The sequence below is a fragment of the Nocardia fusca NBRC 14340 genome, from assembly GCF_001618425.1.
Taxonomy (GTDB): Bacteria; Actinomycetota; Actinomycetes; order Mycobacteriales; family Mycobacteriaceae; genus Nocardia; species Nocardia fusca.
The window spans coordinates 1-15,427 of the sequence record NZ_BDCU01000025.1 but is presented as its reverse complement, the minus strand read 5'-3'; the positions used below and the strand labels follow the sequence as shown (position 1 = coordinate 15,427).

The following is a 15,427-nucleotide window of genomic DNA, read 5'->3' as shown; positions in this document are numbered from 1 at the left end:
GGGCCGCCGGGGCCCGGCTCGGCACACCCCGGCACGACCGCCGCGGCGCTGCCAGACTGGTGGCGTGACGGCACACGACGCGGTATCGATCATCGGGACCAAACGCGACGGCGGCGAACTGTCCGACGCGCAGATCGATTGGGCCATAGCCGCTTTCACCCGCGGCGAGATGGCCGACGAGCAGATGGCGGCGCTGGCCATGGCGATCGTGCTGCGCGGGATGAACCGGCGCGAGACCGCGCGCTGGACCGAGGCGATGCTGCGGTCGGGCCGACGGCTGGACTTCACCGATCTCCCGCGACCGACGGTCGACAAACATTCCACCGGCGGCGTGGGCGACAAGATCACCCTGCCGCTGGCTCCGCTGGTCGCCGCCTGTGGCGCGGCAGTACCGCAGCTGTCCGGCCGTGGACTGGGATACACCGGCGGCACACTGGACAAACTGGAATCGATTCCGGGCTGGCGGGCCGATATCGCCCCGGACCGGATGCGCGAGATCCTCACCGACCCGGCGGCGGGCTGCGTGGTCTGCGCGGCCGGCGCCGATCTGGCGCCCGCCGACAAGCGCCTCTACGCATTGCGCGACACCACCGGCACGGTCGAATCCATCCCGCTGATCGCCAGTTCCATCATGAGCAAGAAGATCGCCGAGGGCACCGCCGCCCTGGTGCTGGATGTGAAGGTCGGGTCCGGCGCGTTCATGCGTACCCGCGACGAGGCGCACGCGCTGGCCACCGCCATGGTCGAACTGGGCGCCGACGCGGGCGTGCGGACTGTGGCGCTGCTCACCGCGATGGACACCCCGCTGGGCCGTACCGCGGGCAACGCGCTCGAGGTCGCCGAGGCCGTCGAGGTGCTCGCGGGCGGCGGACCGGCCGATATCGTGGAGTTGACGCTGGCCCTGGCGCGCGAGATGGTCACGCTGGCGGGTCTGGACACCGATCCCGCCGACGCGCTCGCCGACGGCCGCGCCATGGACCGCTGGACCGCGATGATCCGCGCCCAGGGTGGTGACCCCCTCGCCCCACTGCCTACGGCCGCGCATACCGAAACGCTGTCCGCCCCGGCGTCGGGAACCCTGACCCACCTCGATGCGCGCGGGGTCGGTATCGCCGCCTGGCGCCTGGGCGCCGGCCGCGCCCGGCAGGGCGACCCGGTCCAGGCCGCCGCGGGCGTGCAGTGGCATGCGGGCCCCGGCGACCGGGTCACCGCCGGACAACTGCTGCTCACCCTGCACACCGGCACTCCGGCGGCGTTCCCCCGCGCGTTCGAGGCCTTGGCCGAGGCATTCACCGTGGAGACCGGATCCACCGACCGGCCCGCACCCGGCCCGCTCGTCCTCGACCGGGTCGCCGGCGACGCGCAGTGCCCCGGACAGCACTGGTCGCCACACCGGTATCCCGGTCACCCGCCCGCCCGGTCCGGCCCGGGTACCGCACACAACCACCCGCATCCGGCCGCTGACCACGAAGGGAATTCGAAGTGAGCGCCCGTCGACGAGGTGGAACCTTTCGGGCCGTCCGGCTGACCGCCGCGACATTCGGCGATACCGTCGGCATATGACCGGACCTCTGCCGCTGGATCTCGCCACACTGCGCCGGGCACCGAAGGCGCTGCTGCATGATCATCTCGATGGCGGTCTGCGGCCCGCCACCGTGCTCGAACTGGCCGCGGACTGCGAATACGACCGGCTCCCCGCGACGGATGCCGAAGCCCTGGCGCGCTGGTTCCGGGACGCGGCCGACAGCGGCTCGCTGGAACGCTATCTGGAGACCTTCACCCATACGGTCGCGGTGATGCAGACCCCGCAGGGATTGCACCGGGTGGCCCGCGAATGCGCCGAGGATCTGGCCGCGGACGGGGTCGTCTACGCCGAGGTGCGGTTCGCGCCCGAACAACATCTCGAAAAGGACCTGACCCTCGACGAGGTGGTCGAACATGTACTGGCCGGGTTCGCCGCGGGTGAGGCGGCCGCCGCCGCGGCGGGACAGCCCATCGTGGTGCGCTGTCTGCTGACCGCCATGCGGCACGCGGCGCGGTCCCGGGAGATCGCGGAACTGGCGGTCCGCTTCCGCGACCGGGGTGTCTGCGGATTCGATATCGCGGGCGCGGAGGCCGGATACCCGCCCACCCGGCATCTGGACGCCTTCGAGTACATGCGGGTCAACAACGCGCATTTCACCATCCACGCCGGTGAGGCCTTCGGGCTGCCGTCCATTCACGAGGCGCTGGCGTTCTGTGGCTGCGACCGGCTCGGGCACGGCGTCCGGATCGTCGACGATATCGAGGTGTCCGGCGCGGTCGAGAATGCCCGGCTCGGGCGGCTGGCGGCGTATGTACGCGACACCCGCGTGCCGCTCGAACTGTGCCCCTCGTCGAATGTGCAGACCGGCGCGGTGCCCGCACTGGACAAACACCCGTTCGACCTGTTGGCGCGGCTGCGTTTCCGGGTCACGGTGAACACCGACAATCGCCTGATGAGCGATACCAGCATGAGCCGGGAGATGCTCAAACTGCACCAGACCTTCGGCTACGGCTGGAGCGATCTGGAACGGTTCACCATCAACGCGATGAAATCGGCGTTCATCCCGTTCCCGGAGCGGCTGCGGATCATCGACGACATCATCAAACCGGGATACGCCGTGCTGCTGGGTTGAACCGGCGCCCGGCCGGAATACCGGTCGGTACGGAAGCCACCGGTGGGAGCCCGTGGCGCACATCCGGCACGCCGGGATTCCAGGCGTACCTCCGCCTTCGCTCCGGCCGTGCGCGGACTGTGGACGGGCCACGCCCGGCAGCGCCCTCTAGGCGTACCTCCGCCTTCGCTCCGGCCGTGCGCGGACTGTGGACAGGCCACGCCCGGCAGCGCCCTTTAGGCTCGGCGTCGATATGTACAACAGGTTGCTACACCAGCGCACCGCCCGTCTCCTCGGTTCGGTGCTCTCCGCCGCGATTCTGGCGGCCGGACCACTCACCGTCTGCGGGAGCGCGGCAGCGCAGCCCGCGCCACCCACCACCACTCCTTTCACCACTCCCGTCACCGATACCTGCCCGCAGAAGACACAGCCGCCGCCGGCAATCGATGCCTCCGAGGTCCCGGAACCCGGTGAATCGGCGCCGACGCCGCTGCCGGTCCCCGATTCCCCGATCGGCGGGAAACGGCTCGGCGAATGCGGTGTGGTTCTGCCCACCGGCGCGCCGGCGCTGCCCGCCGATATCTCCGCGACCGCCTGGATGGTCTCCGACCTGGACACCGGCGCCGTCCTGGCCACCAAGGACCCACACGGCCGGTACCGCCCGGCCAGCACCATCAAGGTGCTGCTCTCGATCGTCGCGCTGCGCACCCTGGACCTGGACAAGGTCGTCGTGGGCACCCAGGCCGACGCCGATGTCGAGGGCACCAGGGTCGGGATCGGTCCGGGTGGCCGCTACAGCAACCGGCAGTTGCTGCACGCCCTGGTGATGGCATCGGGCAACGATGCCGCCCACGCGCTGGCCGCTCAACTGGGCGGCGACGACGTGGCGGTGGTGAAGATGAACGACCTCGCCGAATCACTGCACGCCTACGACACCCGCGCGGCCACTCCGTCCGGTCTCGACGGGCCCGGTATGAGCACCTCGGCCTACGACCTGTCGCTGCTGTTCCGGGAGGCCATGTCGATCCCGCTGTTCGCGGAGATGATCGGCACCGAGCAGTTCGACTTCCCCGGCTACCCGCCCGACCCGCGCATCCCCGGCGACCAGGACCATCCCGGCTTCCCGATCGCGAACGACAACGGACTGCTCTACAACTATCCCGGGGCACTGGGCGGAAAGACCGGTTACACCGACGACGCCCGCCAGACCTTCGTCGCCGCCGCCGAACGCGACGGCCGCAGGCTGGCGGTGACCCTGCTCCAGGCCGATGTGCTGCCGATCCGCCCGTGGGAACAGGCGGCCCGGTTGCTCGACTACGGTTTCGCGCTCGCCCCGGGTGCGCAGGTCGGCGATATCCCCGGCGACGACGACGAATCCGTGGTCAGCGCACCGGGGCTCGCGGTGCCGCCGCCGGAGGATGCGGTGGCGTATTCGGCACAGGGCCCGGGCGGCGGTGAATTCGACGAACTGTGGATGCTGCTCATGGTCGCGGGTCTGATCCTGGTGCCGATTCTGCTGCTCGGTACCTGGCACGTACGCACCCGTCAGCGGTAACCGGAAGCTCCCGCCGATAGCGCCGGCCGGGGGCCCTCACCACCCCCGGCCGGCCCGAAATCAGTCCGTGGTGAAGAAGTCGCCGGCCCGCTTCCGCACCTCGACGCACCGGAAATCCAGTTCGTCGGCGGTATCCGCGACCACGAACACCAGACCGAGCGCCACCGAATCCATCATGGATCTGGTCGCCGGATAGATCTTCCCCGGCTCGGCCGCCATCCGGACCTCCCGCACACCGGGCAGGTCCGCCAGTTCCGCCTCGGCGCCGCCCAGATACCGGGCCTCCCGCTCGACACTGAGCAGCACCAGCGCACCGCGCCGGGACAGTACATAGCCGCTGTCGCGTTCGGCCGGCGCGCGCATGCCGAAGAGTTCGGCGATGTATTCGCTCTCGCGGTGGATCTGCGAAGTACCGGTCAGCACATGGGTGTGCTGCGGGTGACCGATGCCGTGGGCGCGCGCCCCGAAATCGATCAGCCGGGGGCCCAGCGGGCCGGACATGATCTCCATATGCGCGGGCCCGATCCGCATTCCCAGAGCATCGAGCACCCGGCGCGCGTACTCGGCCAGTTCCCGCACGATCGGATCGTCGTGGTCGAGCCACCGGCCCTTCTCGTAGACGAAATCACCGGACTCCGAAACCCATTTGTCGTACACGGTGACACAGACGAGTTCGTGTCCGGCCGGAGTGGAGAAAGTGTCCACGGCGTATTCCACCCGGGGGGCCGGGTACATCTCCTGGACGAGGGCGGCCGAGGTGCCACCGAACAGTCCGGCGCTGTCGGTGATCGCGGTGACCGCCTCGGCCAACTGGCCGGGGGTCTCGACCAGCCGGACCCCGACGGAGGCGGCACCGCGGGCCGGTTTCACCACCAGCTTGCGGCCCGCGCGTAGTTCGGCCACCGCTTCGGCCGGGACGGCGTCGTGACCGGCGGGGACGGCCCGGGTGGTCAATGTCGGAACCCCGGCCGCGGCCAGGGCCTCGAACATGTACTGCTTGTCCCATCTTCGCTGCGGTAGCACCGTCTCACCGGCCGGGCAACCCGGAATGTCGGCGCGGAGCCGCTCGGCCAATTCGACACCGGGTTCGGATCCGGCGATGACATAGGCGACCGACCGCTCCGTGCACATACGCAGCAGCGCCTCATACGAATTACCGAGATCGGCGGCGAAATCCAGGGCCCCCGGAGTGGGGGCGGTACGGAATTCCGATACCAGCGCATGGTCGGTGTCCAGGAGGATGGGTTCGATCCCGTACTGCTGGAGCACCCGGGGATACAGCTTTCCCGAGCTCACGGGATCCACGATCAATACCGAATTATCCGCCACGAACCGAACTCCTGTCCTTGGACATTCCTGCAACTACCGCCACCGCACCCGCGGCGAACGAGATCTGGATGACGAGCGTCCAGTACAGCGCGCTGTCGTGCAGCACCCCGAAGGCGCCGAGACCCGGGCCCACCGCGAAACCGAAGGACTGGGCGGCCGACAGGTATCCCTGGTACCTGGGGTTCTCCGCAGGAGTCGAGATATCGGCTATCGAAGCGCTCGCCTGCGGGATGAAAATGGCCTCGCCCAGCGAGAAGAGCACGAATCCGATAATGCACACGGTCCAGCTCGAGCCCGCGCCGCAGACGACGAGCCCGAGCCCGGTGACCAAGATCCCGAGCCCCAGCGCGTAGTTCCATTTCAGTCTTGCCGTCAACGTACTGATCGGCAGCTCGAAGAAGATGATGAAAAGCGAATTGATGACGAGCAGGACGCTGTAGAGCCGACCGTCGTCGGAAATCTTCTCGACCGAGAGGGGAATTCCACTCATACTCTGCGCGTAGACCGCCATGGCAATGCCGAATACCACAACCACCGCCCACAGCCGCGACACGCGGGACGGGTCGTACGGTACCGCCGCGGCGGAATCGGAGACGAGATCGGGCGCGGGTGCTTCTCGTTCCCGCGCCGCCGCCAACGCCTCGGCACCCCGGAGTCTGCCGCGCTCGGAGAACAGGAACGCGGCGGTACCCGCCGATCCGAGCGCGGACAGAAAGAACAGCATCGAGAAGTTGTGCTCACCCACCGCGGAAACCATGATCGGAGCCACCGTGACACCGCTGCTCAGGAAAATCCGATGGAAAGCGACCACCGTGACGGTATTTCCCGCGTAGGCCGATCCTGTGACCAGCGCCGCCGCCGGCCCCGAGAACGATTGCGTCAGCGCCACGCTCAGCGAGGCGAGCACAATGGCCGGTACCGGATCATTCGTCGACATACCGAGCAGGTACAGCAGCGGAACATTGAGGAAGGATCCGGCGATGAGCACATCGGTGGAGCCGAAACGGGCGGCGAACCAGCCGCCGGCGACCGAGCCGAGTACACCGGTGAAACCACCCGCGAACAATGCGAGGGTCAGCGCCGAGGGACTCAGCCCCATCGATTTGTAGAACACCGTGGAGAACAGCGCCAGAAAGCCGACCGACCTGCTCAGAAAGGTGGTGATCGAAATGATCCATACTTCCGCGGGAAACGTCGGTGGTTTCCGCTTGCCGGCTAACGCGACGACCAACGGGCCCTCCGCCTCGAATCCGCCGGGCGCACCATCTCTGGTGTGGGATGCCGGGTCGCCGCCTCGGAATCCACCGGGTCCTCCTCTGCTCGGCAGCATGCCGAATACTCTGCGCCCCGGTGAATTTCCGGGAACCGAGCTGCCTCGGATCGGACGATATGACAAGCGCCGACCCGGAACATCCGTCATGCGAACCGAAACATCCGCATTCGGGCGCATAAGCACTTACCCGACGGGGTACTCGAGTACCCCGCCGAGGTGAATACGACCGGGCGGACCATGTGAAGCGCCGATTGGGCACCGGAGTATTCGAATATGTCGCCCACCGGCCGCCCGCAGTTCGGGCCCGGGCCGCCGAGATGAAATATGACCGAACAGCCGGTGTTCCGCCGAGTTACGCGCGTCCGGGCGCGCCGCTCAGCCGCGGCGGCGGCGGCGCAACCGAGTGATCCCCAGTGTGGCGAGCGCGCCCGCGCCGAACAGCGCGGCACCACCGACGAACCCCGGCCGTCCGCTGTCCATTCGCGGCCGGATCAGCGCCGGCGCGGGGACCGGCACCGAGGCCAGTTGCTCGTTCTCCCGCGCGGTCGCCGCCCAGGCCGTGGCGAACAGAATGATCCGATAGACCACATAACTGAACACCATGATGCCGATGATCGAGCCGAAGGCGGCGCCGGCCGGGCTGTTCAACACCGACCGCATATAGAACCCCGCGATATTCTTGAAGATCTCGAAGCCCACCGCCGCCAGTGCCGCGGCCTTCAGAGCGCTACGCAAGGTGACCGGCTCCCGGGGCAGCCGGGCAATGATCCAGGCGAACAGCGCCCACGAGGCCACCATGGCGAGCACCGTGGACAGCAGCCACAGCAGCCAGCGCACCCCGGGCATCTCGTCGAGCCCCACCAGTTCGAGCAGTTGCACGCCGAGCCGGCTCGACGCCACCGCCGACAACCCGAGTGACACCACCAGAGCGAGGAAAAGACCCAGCAGCGCACCCAGGTCCGACAGTTTGGTGCGCAGCCAGTTGTCCTCGTCCGAGGGCTGCTCCCACTGTTCGGTGAGCGCCTTGCGCAGGTTCGCCATCCAGCCGAGACCGGAGTACAACCCGGTGAGCAGGCCGAGCACACCCACCGTCCCGCGCGAGCGCACCGCCTGGTCGATCAGATCGTTGAGCTGATCACCCATCTCGCCCGGGATGTTCTCGACGACCTTCTCCTGCAGTTCACCGAGCAGCTCGGCATTGCCCGCGAGCACGAAACCCGCGATGGCGAAGGCGATCATCAGCAGTGGGAACAGCGACAGCACAGTGAAATACGTAATGCCCGCCGCGTAGTAGTCGCCGCGCTGACTCTGATATCTACCGGCCGCGCGCACCAGATGGTCGAGCCACGGCCGCTGTCCGATCACACGCTGGACTGCGGCCTTGCCGTTGTCGATCACCTGCACTGTTCGCGCCCCTCATCGCCACACGCACGGCCGCGGACCGATATCAGTGGGTCAGAAACCCGACCCGGTCGTAAACCTGTGCGAGAGTGTTGCCGGCGATCTCGCGCGCACGCTCGGCTCCCGTGGCGAGTATGCGATCGAGTTCACCCTGATCCGCCATGTACTCTTCCACTTTCGCACGCAACGGCGTGACAAATTCGGCCAGTGCGTCGGCGACGTCGACCTTCAGATCGCCGTACCCGCGGCCGGCGTAATCCTTCTCCAGCGTCACGATCGGCGTCTCGGTCAGCGCCGACAGAATCACCAGCAGATTGCTGACACCCGGCTTGTGCTCGACGTCGTAGCGGATCTCGCGCTCGGTGTCGGTGACCGCCGAGCGCACCTTCTTCGCCGTCACCTTGGGGTCGTCGAGAAGGTTGATCAGACCCGCGTCCGAACTCGCGGACTTGCTCATCTTCGCGGTGGGATCCTGCAGGTCGTAGATCTTCGCGGTGCCCTTGACGATATGGGCCTCCGGCACTACGAAGGTCTTCTTGAACCGGGTGTTGAACCGCTGGGCGAGGTTGCGGGTGAGCTCGAGATGCTGACGCTGGTCCTCCCCCACCGGCACCTGATGGGCCCGGTAGAGCAGGATATCGGCCGCCATCAGCACCGGATAGGTGAACAGGCCGACGGTGGTGTTCTCCGCCCCCTGTTTCACCGACTTGTCCTTGAACTGGGTCATCCGGCTCGCCTCACCGAAGCCGGTGATGCAGTTCAGCACCCAGGTCAGTTCGGCGTGCTCGGGCACCTGTGACTGCACGAACAGGGTCGAGCGCTGGGGGTCGATACCCAGTGCCAGCAGCTGCGCCGCGGCGACCCGGGTGCGGCGGCGCAGTTCCTTGGGATCCTGCGCCACCGTGATCGCGTGCATATTCGGGATGAAGTACAGCGTGTCGTATTCGTCCTGCATATTGACCCAGTACTGCAGGGCACCGAGATAGTTCCCGAGGTGGAACGAGGCACTGGTCGGCTGGATACCGGAGAGCACCCGCTGTTTACGTTCCCCGGCGGCCGGGGTCTGCGCAGGACTGGACATGCCCCGATCTTCGCATGCGGTTCAAGCCGAATTTCGCTCCGCCCACTTGCGCGGATCGATCCCGGGCATACTGCGCTTCCCCTCCCGGGCCAGACGCTGCTCCTGCTTCGTGATCAGCCGGTACACCGGTGCGCTCGGCCCGTTGAGCACGGTTTTCACCGGCCGCGGTACCAGCACCGAGGGCACGCTGTGCGCATTGCGCACCGACTGCGCCAGCCCGCGGTAGGCGATCTCGTCGGTACGTTTCCACTCGATCCCGTACATTTCGCGGATCCGCCCCGGCAGGCTGCCCTGGACCAGCAGGTAGTACGCCGAGCTCACCTGCCGGCCCGGCGCACGCTGCGGGTAGGGCACCGTGTGCCCGGACAGATAGTTGCCCACCTTGCGCGCCTCGCCGGTGAGGAACAGCTCGTCGGAGGCCAGGTAGCTGTCGAAGTATGCCCGGAACGCCCGATAGTCCGCCGGCGCCGCCGCCCGCGGCATACCGAACAGCTCACCCCAGCGCACATAGTCCTGGTACAGGTCCTCGCGTTCGGTATCGCTGAGCCGCCGGACCAGCAGGTCGTACATGACCTCGGCCGAGTCGAAGGTGAACGCCATGGTCATGAAGCTCAGGTGCGGGTCATAGGCGGAGTAGGCCGACCCCGCCGGGTGGTGCGCCCCCGCGTCCTCGGGTAGCCGGCCCTTCACCGTCGCGTGCTTCTTCCCGGTGAACTCCAGCGCCCGGTCGGCCTCCTCCCGGCTCCCGAAGAAGACGGCTTCGAAGAGTTTCCCGGTGAGCGCCAGCCGGGTGTAGGGGGTGTCGCGATGTTCGGTCGATTCGGCGGTCCCCACGTAGAGCAGCGGGTTCACCGCGCCGATCACCAGCGCCCGCAGCCCGTAGGTGAGGCCTACGGCGCGTTTGCGCATCACCCGCCGGATCATCGAGTCGTCGGAAAAGTATCCGGTGTCCACGGCCATCTCAGCCTCCTGGTCCGCTCCACGTCGAGCACTGCGCACCCGCATCTGGCAATAGCATCCACCAGTTGAGTAGTTTCTGGCAAGACCTGTTCCCAAATTGCCGTGTTCATCAGCGCGCGTCCGGCGCGCATAAACTCCAGCTATGGCAGCGCAGCGCACCTATGGCGGTTTGTCCGCGGAGGAACGGCGGATCCAACGGCGCACCGCGTTGCTCGATGCGGCACTCGAGATCATCGGAACCCAGGGCCTGGACAAGCTCACCGTGTCCGGGATGTGCTCGGAGGCGGGCCTCAACGAGCGCTACTACTACGAGAGTTTCAGCAGCCGCGACGACGTACTCACCGCGCTGGTGGACGGTATCGCCGAGGAACTGGTGATCGCCATCGCGGCGGCCCTGCAGACCGCCGGCGAGGATTCGCGGGCCAAGGCGCACGCGGCCATCACCGCCGGTATCCACCTGCTCACCGACGATCCCCGCAAAACCGAGGTCACCATGGTCGCCGCGATGGCGACCCCGCAGTTACGGGCGCGCACCACCGAGACGATCCGGGTCTTCGCCCGGCTGGTGGCCAGTGAAGGGATCGAGTTCTACGGGGTCACCGACCCGGCGCCGGACCCGGTGATCGATTTCCGGGCGACCTACCTGGTGGGCGGGCTGGTCCAGACGCTGACCGGCTGGGTACGCGGTGATCTGCCGATCGGCCGGGACGAGCTGATCGATTACACCACCGACGTCTTCGTCCTGCTCGGTGAGGATTTCGCGCACCGAGGCAAATGAACCGTTCCGCGCACGGGGCGGTCAGACGCGGACGGGAACCGCGGTCAGTCCCTCCGGCGCCCCCTGCAGCACGACCCGGAACGCCACCTCCCGCGAGGTCCAGAATTCCGCGCATTCGGTGAGCACCGAATCGAACCACTCCCGCTCCCCCGGCGCGTCCGCGAGCAGTTGCTCGGCATCGCGGACGGCCACCACATAGCCGGTGGCGTCCCCGAGCAGGTCCTCGAGGTTGAACAGGCACTCGTCGAAGGCGTCCTTGTTCGGCCGGAAGTAGTACGGAAACTGCAACGCCGCCGCGAATTCGTCGAACAACGCCGCCACCGTGCGCATCCGGCTGCCGCGGACTTCGCGCACCCGGTAACCGGCGGGCGCGCCGTAGCGCACCCGGCTGAACTCGGCGGCGTCCACGGTCGCCACGCCCACGGCCGGCGGGGCGACGGTGGCTGTCGATCCGTGGCGCGGGAGGGTGAGGAAATCGGCCAGCAGGACAGGTTCGGCCATCAGCGCATCCTGGTGAAGGTGTCGTAGTGGTCGCCGGTGTACCAGGCCGAGCCGTCGCTGCCGGTGACGATACGTTCGGCGTCGCGGGACTGTCCCGGTTTCTTAGGGTTCACATCCCATTCCTGGTATTTGATCCTTTTGCCCGCGGAGTCCGCGGCGGGCAGCCGGCCCTCCCGGTTCCCGAACGGGACGCCGCCCTTGGTGCCCGGCGCGTTCGCCGAATCGGGCCAGCGCCCGGCATCGATCTCCGCGAGTGTGACGTAGGCACGATCGGGCACCCCCGCCACCTTCGACACCACCGGGGCATCGGACGCCGTGGTCCGGCCCGGTGCGGGCTTCGGAATGGCCGATGTGGAGGTCACCGTGGTCTCCGACCGAGCCGCCGCGGCCGGCGACCCGCTGTCGTCCCCGCCCACCTGGGTACTGAGCAGGGCGACCACGACGGCCACCAGCACCGCACCCACCGCCGACAGGACCTTCACAACTTTCGCACGCACGACTACCCCCTATCTACTTCTTTTTCATCGATACTGGACCTTGACCTCGTCCCGGCCCTGAAGGCCGGGATTCCCTGACTCACGACAGGGCCTTCCTGTTTCATCGAGATCGCCTCCTCGCGCTTATGCGCGGGAAGGTCTTACACCATCTCCGCAGGCTGACACCGCCAGCCCGGCGGCCAGAATGTTCTTCGCAGCGTTGTGGTCCCGATCGTGTACCGCCGCGCATCGCGGGCAGCTCCACTGCCGAATATTCAGCGGCAGCGCATCGACGATGTGCCCACACGCTGAGCACGTTTTCGACGACGGATAGAACCGGTCGATCGCGATGAGCTCCCGCCCGTACCACTGCGCCTTGTACTCGAGCATCGACCGGAACTCCGACCAGCTCGCATCCGACACCGCCCGCGCCAGGCTGTGATTGCGGACCATGTTCCGCACGCTCAGATCCTCGATGGCGATCGCTTGGTTTTCGCGCACCAGCCGAGTCGAGACTTTGTGCAGATGGTCCCGCCGCCGATCGGCGATGCGGGCATAGACCTTGGCAACCTTCGTTCGTGCCTTGGCCCGGTTGTTCGATCCTTTCTGCGTGTGCGCGAGCCTGCGCTGCGCCTTGGCGAGTTTCTCGCGGTCGCGGCGCTCGTGCCGCGGGTTGACGATCTTCTCCCCCGTGGAGAGCGTGTAAAGGCTGGAGATCCCCGCGTCCACGCCGACCGTCGCCTTGATAGGGACGTGCTCGACGATCGTGTCCTCGACCAGGATCGAGATGTGATACCTGCCCGCCGAGTCGCGGGAGACGGTGACCTGCGACGGGTCTGCCCCCTCCGGCAGCGGACGGGACCAGCGGATGTCCAGTGGCTCGGACTGTTTGGCGAGCGTGATTCGTCCGTTGCGGTAGACGAAGCACCCCCGGTAGTAGAGGGCCGAGTCGCGGCTCTTGCCCTTCTTCTTGAACCTGGGGTAGCCGGTTTGCTTGCGCCAGAACTTGTCGAACGCGCCTTGCAGATTCCGCAGTGCGGCCTGCAACGGCCCCTTCGACGGTTCGGCGAGCCATGCCGTGTCGGGGTCGCGTTTCCAGCTCGTGAGCATCTTGTCCGTCTCGGCATGGGTGACCCGCCGCTGCTCCTGCGTCCAGGCGCGGGACCGCTCGTCCAAGGCACGGTTGTAGACGTAGCGGACACAGCCGAAGGTGCGGGCGAGCTGCTCGCATTGCTCGTCCGACGGATAGAAGCGGAACTTGTACGCCCGCTTCACCACCTTCGACGCCATGCCTGACAGAATAACAGTCGATCCTGTCAGGATGCCGTTAATGCGCTGACCCGGCCCTGAAGGACCGGGCATGCGCGCTACGCTTCCGGGTCACGGGAGCATGGTTCGACCAGTGTTCCGCGTAGGTCGCGGCACGTTCAACCACCGCCTGCTTCGCCCGTGCGGCGGTTGCCGCGTCGCCAGCCGGTAAGCGATGCGTAACGGTACCGACTCGGGTTCAGCACCCATTGAATGCCCTCGGAACCTCGAAGGAACTCGGCTACCGACGGCGTTCGATCGCTGCTCGAATCAACCCCCCGAGCAGATTCACCGGCCCATTGCTGCCGCCGAAGCAGCGTTTTCCACGCGCAGCAGTCCAGCCGTACCCGTGTGGAGGTGGCTAACTCGAGTTTCCGGCGCCCACCAGCGCGGCAGGGGTAGCTTCAGCCGCCGGATAAGGCCAGTTGAACTCCACGGTCACCGGAGCATGGTCCGACCAGCGTTCGGCGTAAGTAGCCGCCTTCTCTGTCACCGCCGACACCGCCGAGGCTGCGATATCCCCAGTTGCGTAAACCGCGTCGATCCGCCAGCCGGTGTCGTTGTCGAACGCGCGCCCACGATACGACCACCAGCTGAACGGACCGTCGCCCTCCGGGTGGAGTTCCCGGACGACATCGACGTATCCGGCCGCCAGTTGCCGGTCCAGCCAGGCCCGTTCGGCGGGCAGGAAGCCGGATTTCTTCAGGTTTCCCTTCCAGTTCTTCAGGTCTCGTTCGGTGTGCGCGATATTCCAGTCGCCCGCGATGACGAAAGCACCGGCGCGGGTGGACATCCGGGCGGCGAGTTCGTCGAGGAACCGGTACTTCTCGTCCTGCCGTGGCGTATCCGCCTCTCCGGTATGGACGTACACGCTCGCGACAGTCACCTCGTCGAACTCGACCTCGAGGTAGCGGCCGGTGGTGGCGAACTCGCTGTCCGGTTCGATCCCGATCCGCACCGATCGCATCGGACGCCGCGCCAGCACCCCCACTCCCGCCCGGCCTTTGGCACCGGGTTCGGCGTGGGCGAGCGACCACCCGTCGTCCAGTGCGGGCGCGAGCGCGGCGGCCACCTGGGCATCGTCGGCACGCGTTTCCTGCAGGCAGACGATATCGGCCTCGGTTCGGGCCAACCAGGCGAGCAGCCCCTTGCCCGCGGCCGCCCGGACCCCGTTGACATTGACAGTGGAAAGGATGTACGGCACCGATCGACCGTACAATGACAAGCCACCGCTACTTGCCAGGAAGGGGTGACGACATCGATGTCAGGCACCTCCGCTACCCCGTCGTCCGGACCCGTCAAGGCTCTGCACCTGGGATCGGGCGCCCCGCTCCTGCTGCTCCACGGTTTCCTGCTCTCCCCGCACTGCTGGGAGCAGACCGCGGCCCGTCTCGCGGCACGCTGCGAGGTCTTCACCCCGGCGCTGGCCGGGCACTGGGGCGGCCCGGAATTCTCCGACGACGACTACACGGTGCCGACGATCGCCGACCGGGTCGAGGCCCAGCTCAACGACCTCGGCTGGCGTACCTGCCATATCGCCGGCAATTCACTCGGCGCCTGGGTGGGTTTCGAACTGGCCCGGCGCGGCCGCGCCCGCACCCTCACCGCCATCGCGCCGGCCGGCGGCTGGCGCACCCCCTCGGCGGCGCAGCTCTACGCGGCCGCCAAATTCATCGCGTTGACCCCGCTCATCGAATTCGGCCGGAAGCTGGGTGATTTCCCGACCGACAGCCGGGTGGTCCGGCGTGCGGTCGCCCATCTGCTGGTCCGCAATGTCGAGGACGTCCCGCGCGCCGATATCGCCGACCAGATCCGCGCGGCGCTGCACTGTCCGGCGCTGCGCCCGCTGGTCGCCGCCACGCTGCGCGGACCGGGCCTGGCGGATATGTCCGAGCTGAACACTCCGGTCCGGCTGATCCTCGCCGATTCCGACCGCTTCCTGCCGGCACAGACCTACGGACGCCGGTTCCTACGCGAACTGCCGGAGTCGGCGGACCGGATCATGATGCGCCGAGCGGGTCATGTACCGATGCTGGAGACCCCGGAGCGGGTCGCGAACCTCATCGCCGAGCACATCTACGCCAGCCGCGACCACCTGCGCGCTGTGTAAATCGGCGCGCCTTCGGCGC

General features: G+C 67.6%; 14 protein-coding genes. 5 read left to right on the top strand and 9 right to left on the bottom strand.

What is annotated here, in order from left to right; genetic code table 11:
- Positions 1 to 64 precede the first annotated feature (64 nt).
- The 3 genes from NF4_RS15165 to NF4_RS15155 all read left to right on the top strand — a co-directional run bounded on the left by NF4_RS15165 (position 65) and on the right by NF4_RS15155 (position 4,191).
- Positions 65 to 1,486, top strand: coding sequence for a thymidine phosphorylase (locus NF4_RS15165; protein WP_084533141.1), 1,422 nt, complete (start codon positions 65 to 67; stop codon positions 1,484 to 1,486).
- Between the two features lie 73 nt (positions 1,487 to 1,559).
- Entirely contained in the window at positions 1,560 to 2,657 is a 1,098-nt protein-coding gene (locus tag NF4_RS15160) for an adenosine deaminase (protein ID WP_063127990.1), read from the top strand.
- 232 nt (positions 2,658 to 2,889) lie between these two features.
- Entirely contained in the window at positions 2,890 to 4,191 is a 1,302-nt protein-coding gene (locus tag NF4_RS15155; RefSeq protein ID WP_063127989.1) for a D-alanyl-D-alanine carboxypeptidase family protein, read from the top strand.
- A gap of 60 nt (positions 4,192 to 4,251) precedes the next feature.
- Here NF4_RS15155 and NF4_RS15150 read toward each other — a convergent pair whose 3' ends face one another.
- The 5 genes from NF4_RS15150 to NF4_RS15130 all read right to left on the bottom strand — a co-directional run bounded on the left by NF4_RS15150 (position 4,252) and on the right by NF4_RS15130 (position 10,235).
- Complete coding sequence (locus NF4_RS15150) at positions 4,252 to 5,520, bottom strand: ATP-grasp domain-containing protein (protein WP_063127988.1); 1,269 nt, start codon at positions 5,518 to 5,520, stop codon at positions 4,252 to 4,254.
- Positions 5,510 to 6,751: an MFS transporter gene (locus NF4_RS15145; protein WP_063127987.1), complete on the bottom strand. Its 1,242-nt coding sequence runs from the start codon at positions 6,749 to 6,751 to the stop codon at positions 5,510 to 5,512. Before NF4_RS15145 ends, NF4_RS15150 begins: the two co-directional genes overlap by 11 nt.
- A 417-nt stretch (positions 6,752 to 7,168) precedes the next feature.
- Positions 7,169 to 8,197, bottom strand: a complete 1,029-nt coding sequence (gene yhjD, locus NF4_RS15140; protein WP_063127986.1) for an inner membrane protein YhjD — start codon at positions 8,195 to 8,197, stop codon at positions 7,169 to 7,171.
- A gap of 43 nt (positions 8,198 to 8,240) precedes the next feature.
- Positions 8,241 to 9,275 (bottom strand): tryptophan--tRNA ligase, encoded by a 1,035-nt coding sequence (gene trpS / locus NF4_RS15135; RefSeq protein WP_063127985.1) that lies wholly within the window; start codon positions 9,273 to 9,275, stop codon positions 8,241 to 8,243.
- Positions 9,276 to 9,296: 21 nt separating this feature from the next.
- Positions 9,297 to 10,235: an oxygenase MpaB family protein gene (locus NF4_RS15130; RefSeq protein WP_063127984.1), complete on the bottom strand. Its 939-nt coding sequence runs from the start codon at positions 10,233 to 10,235 to the stop codon at positions 9,297 to 9,299.
- Positions 10,236 to 10,377: 142 nt separating this feature from the next.
- On the opposite strand from NF4_RS15130, the gene NF4_RS15125 reads away from it, so the two are divergent.
- On the top strand, positions 10,378 to 11,013 hold the full coding sequence (locus NF4_RS15125; protein WP_063127983.1) for a TetR/AcrR family transcriptional regulator: 636 nt from the start codon (positions 10,378 to 10,380) through the stop codon (positions 11,011 to 11,013).
- 21 nt (positions 11,014 to 11,034) lie between these two features.
- On the opposite strand, the gene NF4_RS15120 is transcribed toward NF4_RS15125, so the two are convergent.
- From NF4_RS15120 to NF4_RS15105, 4 genes are all read right to left on the bottom strand, one after another.
- Entirely contained in the window at positions 11,035 to 11,514 is a 480-nt protein-coding gene (locus NF4_RS15120) for a barstar family protein (RefSeq protein WP_063127982.1), read from the bottom strand.
- Positions 11,514 to 12,011, bottom strand: a complete 498-nt coding sequence (locus NF4_RS15115; RefSeq protein ID WP_084533139.1) for a guanyl-specific ribonuclease — start codon at positions 12,009 to 12,011, stop codon at positions 11,514 to 11,516. The genes NF4_RS15120 and NF4_RS15115 overlap by 1 nt, the downstream gene beginning before the upstream one ends.
- A 123-nt stretch (positions 12,012 to 12,134) precedes the next feature.
- Positions 12,135 to 13,280, bottom strand: a complete 1,146-nt coding sequence (locus tag NF4_RS15110) for an RNA-guided endonuclease InsQ/TnpB family protein (protein WP_063127981.1) — start codon at positions 13,278 to 13,280, stop codon at positions 12,135 to 12,137.
- A gap of 379 nt (positions 13,281 to 13,659) precedes the next feature.
- The gene (locus NF4_RS15105; RefSeq protein ID WP_084533138.1) at positions 13,660 to 14,502 is read right to left on the bottom strand and encodes an exodeoxyribonuclease III; all 843 of its coding nucleotides are present in this window, start codon (positions 14,500 to 14,502) and stop codon (positions 13,660 to 13,662) included.
- A 57-nt stretch (positions 14,503 to 14,559) separates the two neighbouring features.
- Between NF4_RS15105 and ephH the strand changes: the two genes are divergently transcribed.
- A complete protein-coding gene (ephH, locus tag NF4_RS15100) occupies positions 14,560 to 15,408 on the top strand; it encodes an epoxide hydrolase EphH (RefSeq protein WP_063127980.1) in 849 nt (282 codons plus the stop codon).
- Positions 15,409 to 15,427: the final 19 nt, after the last annotated feature.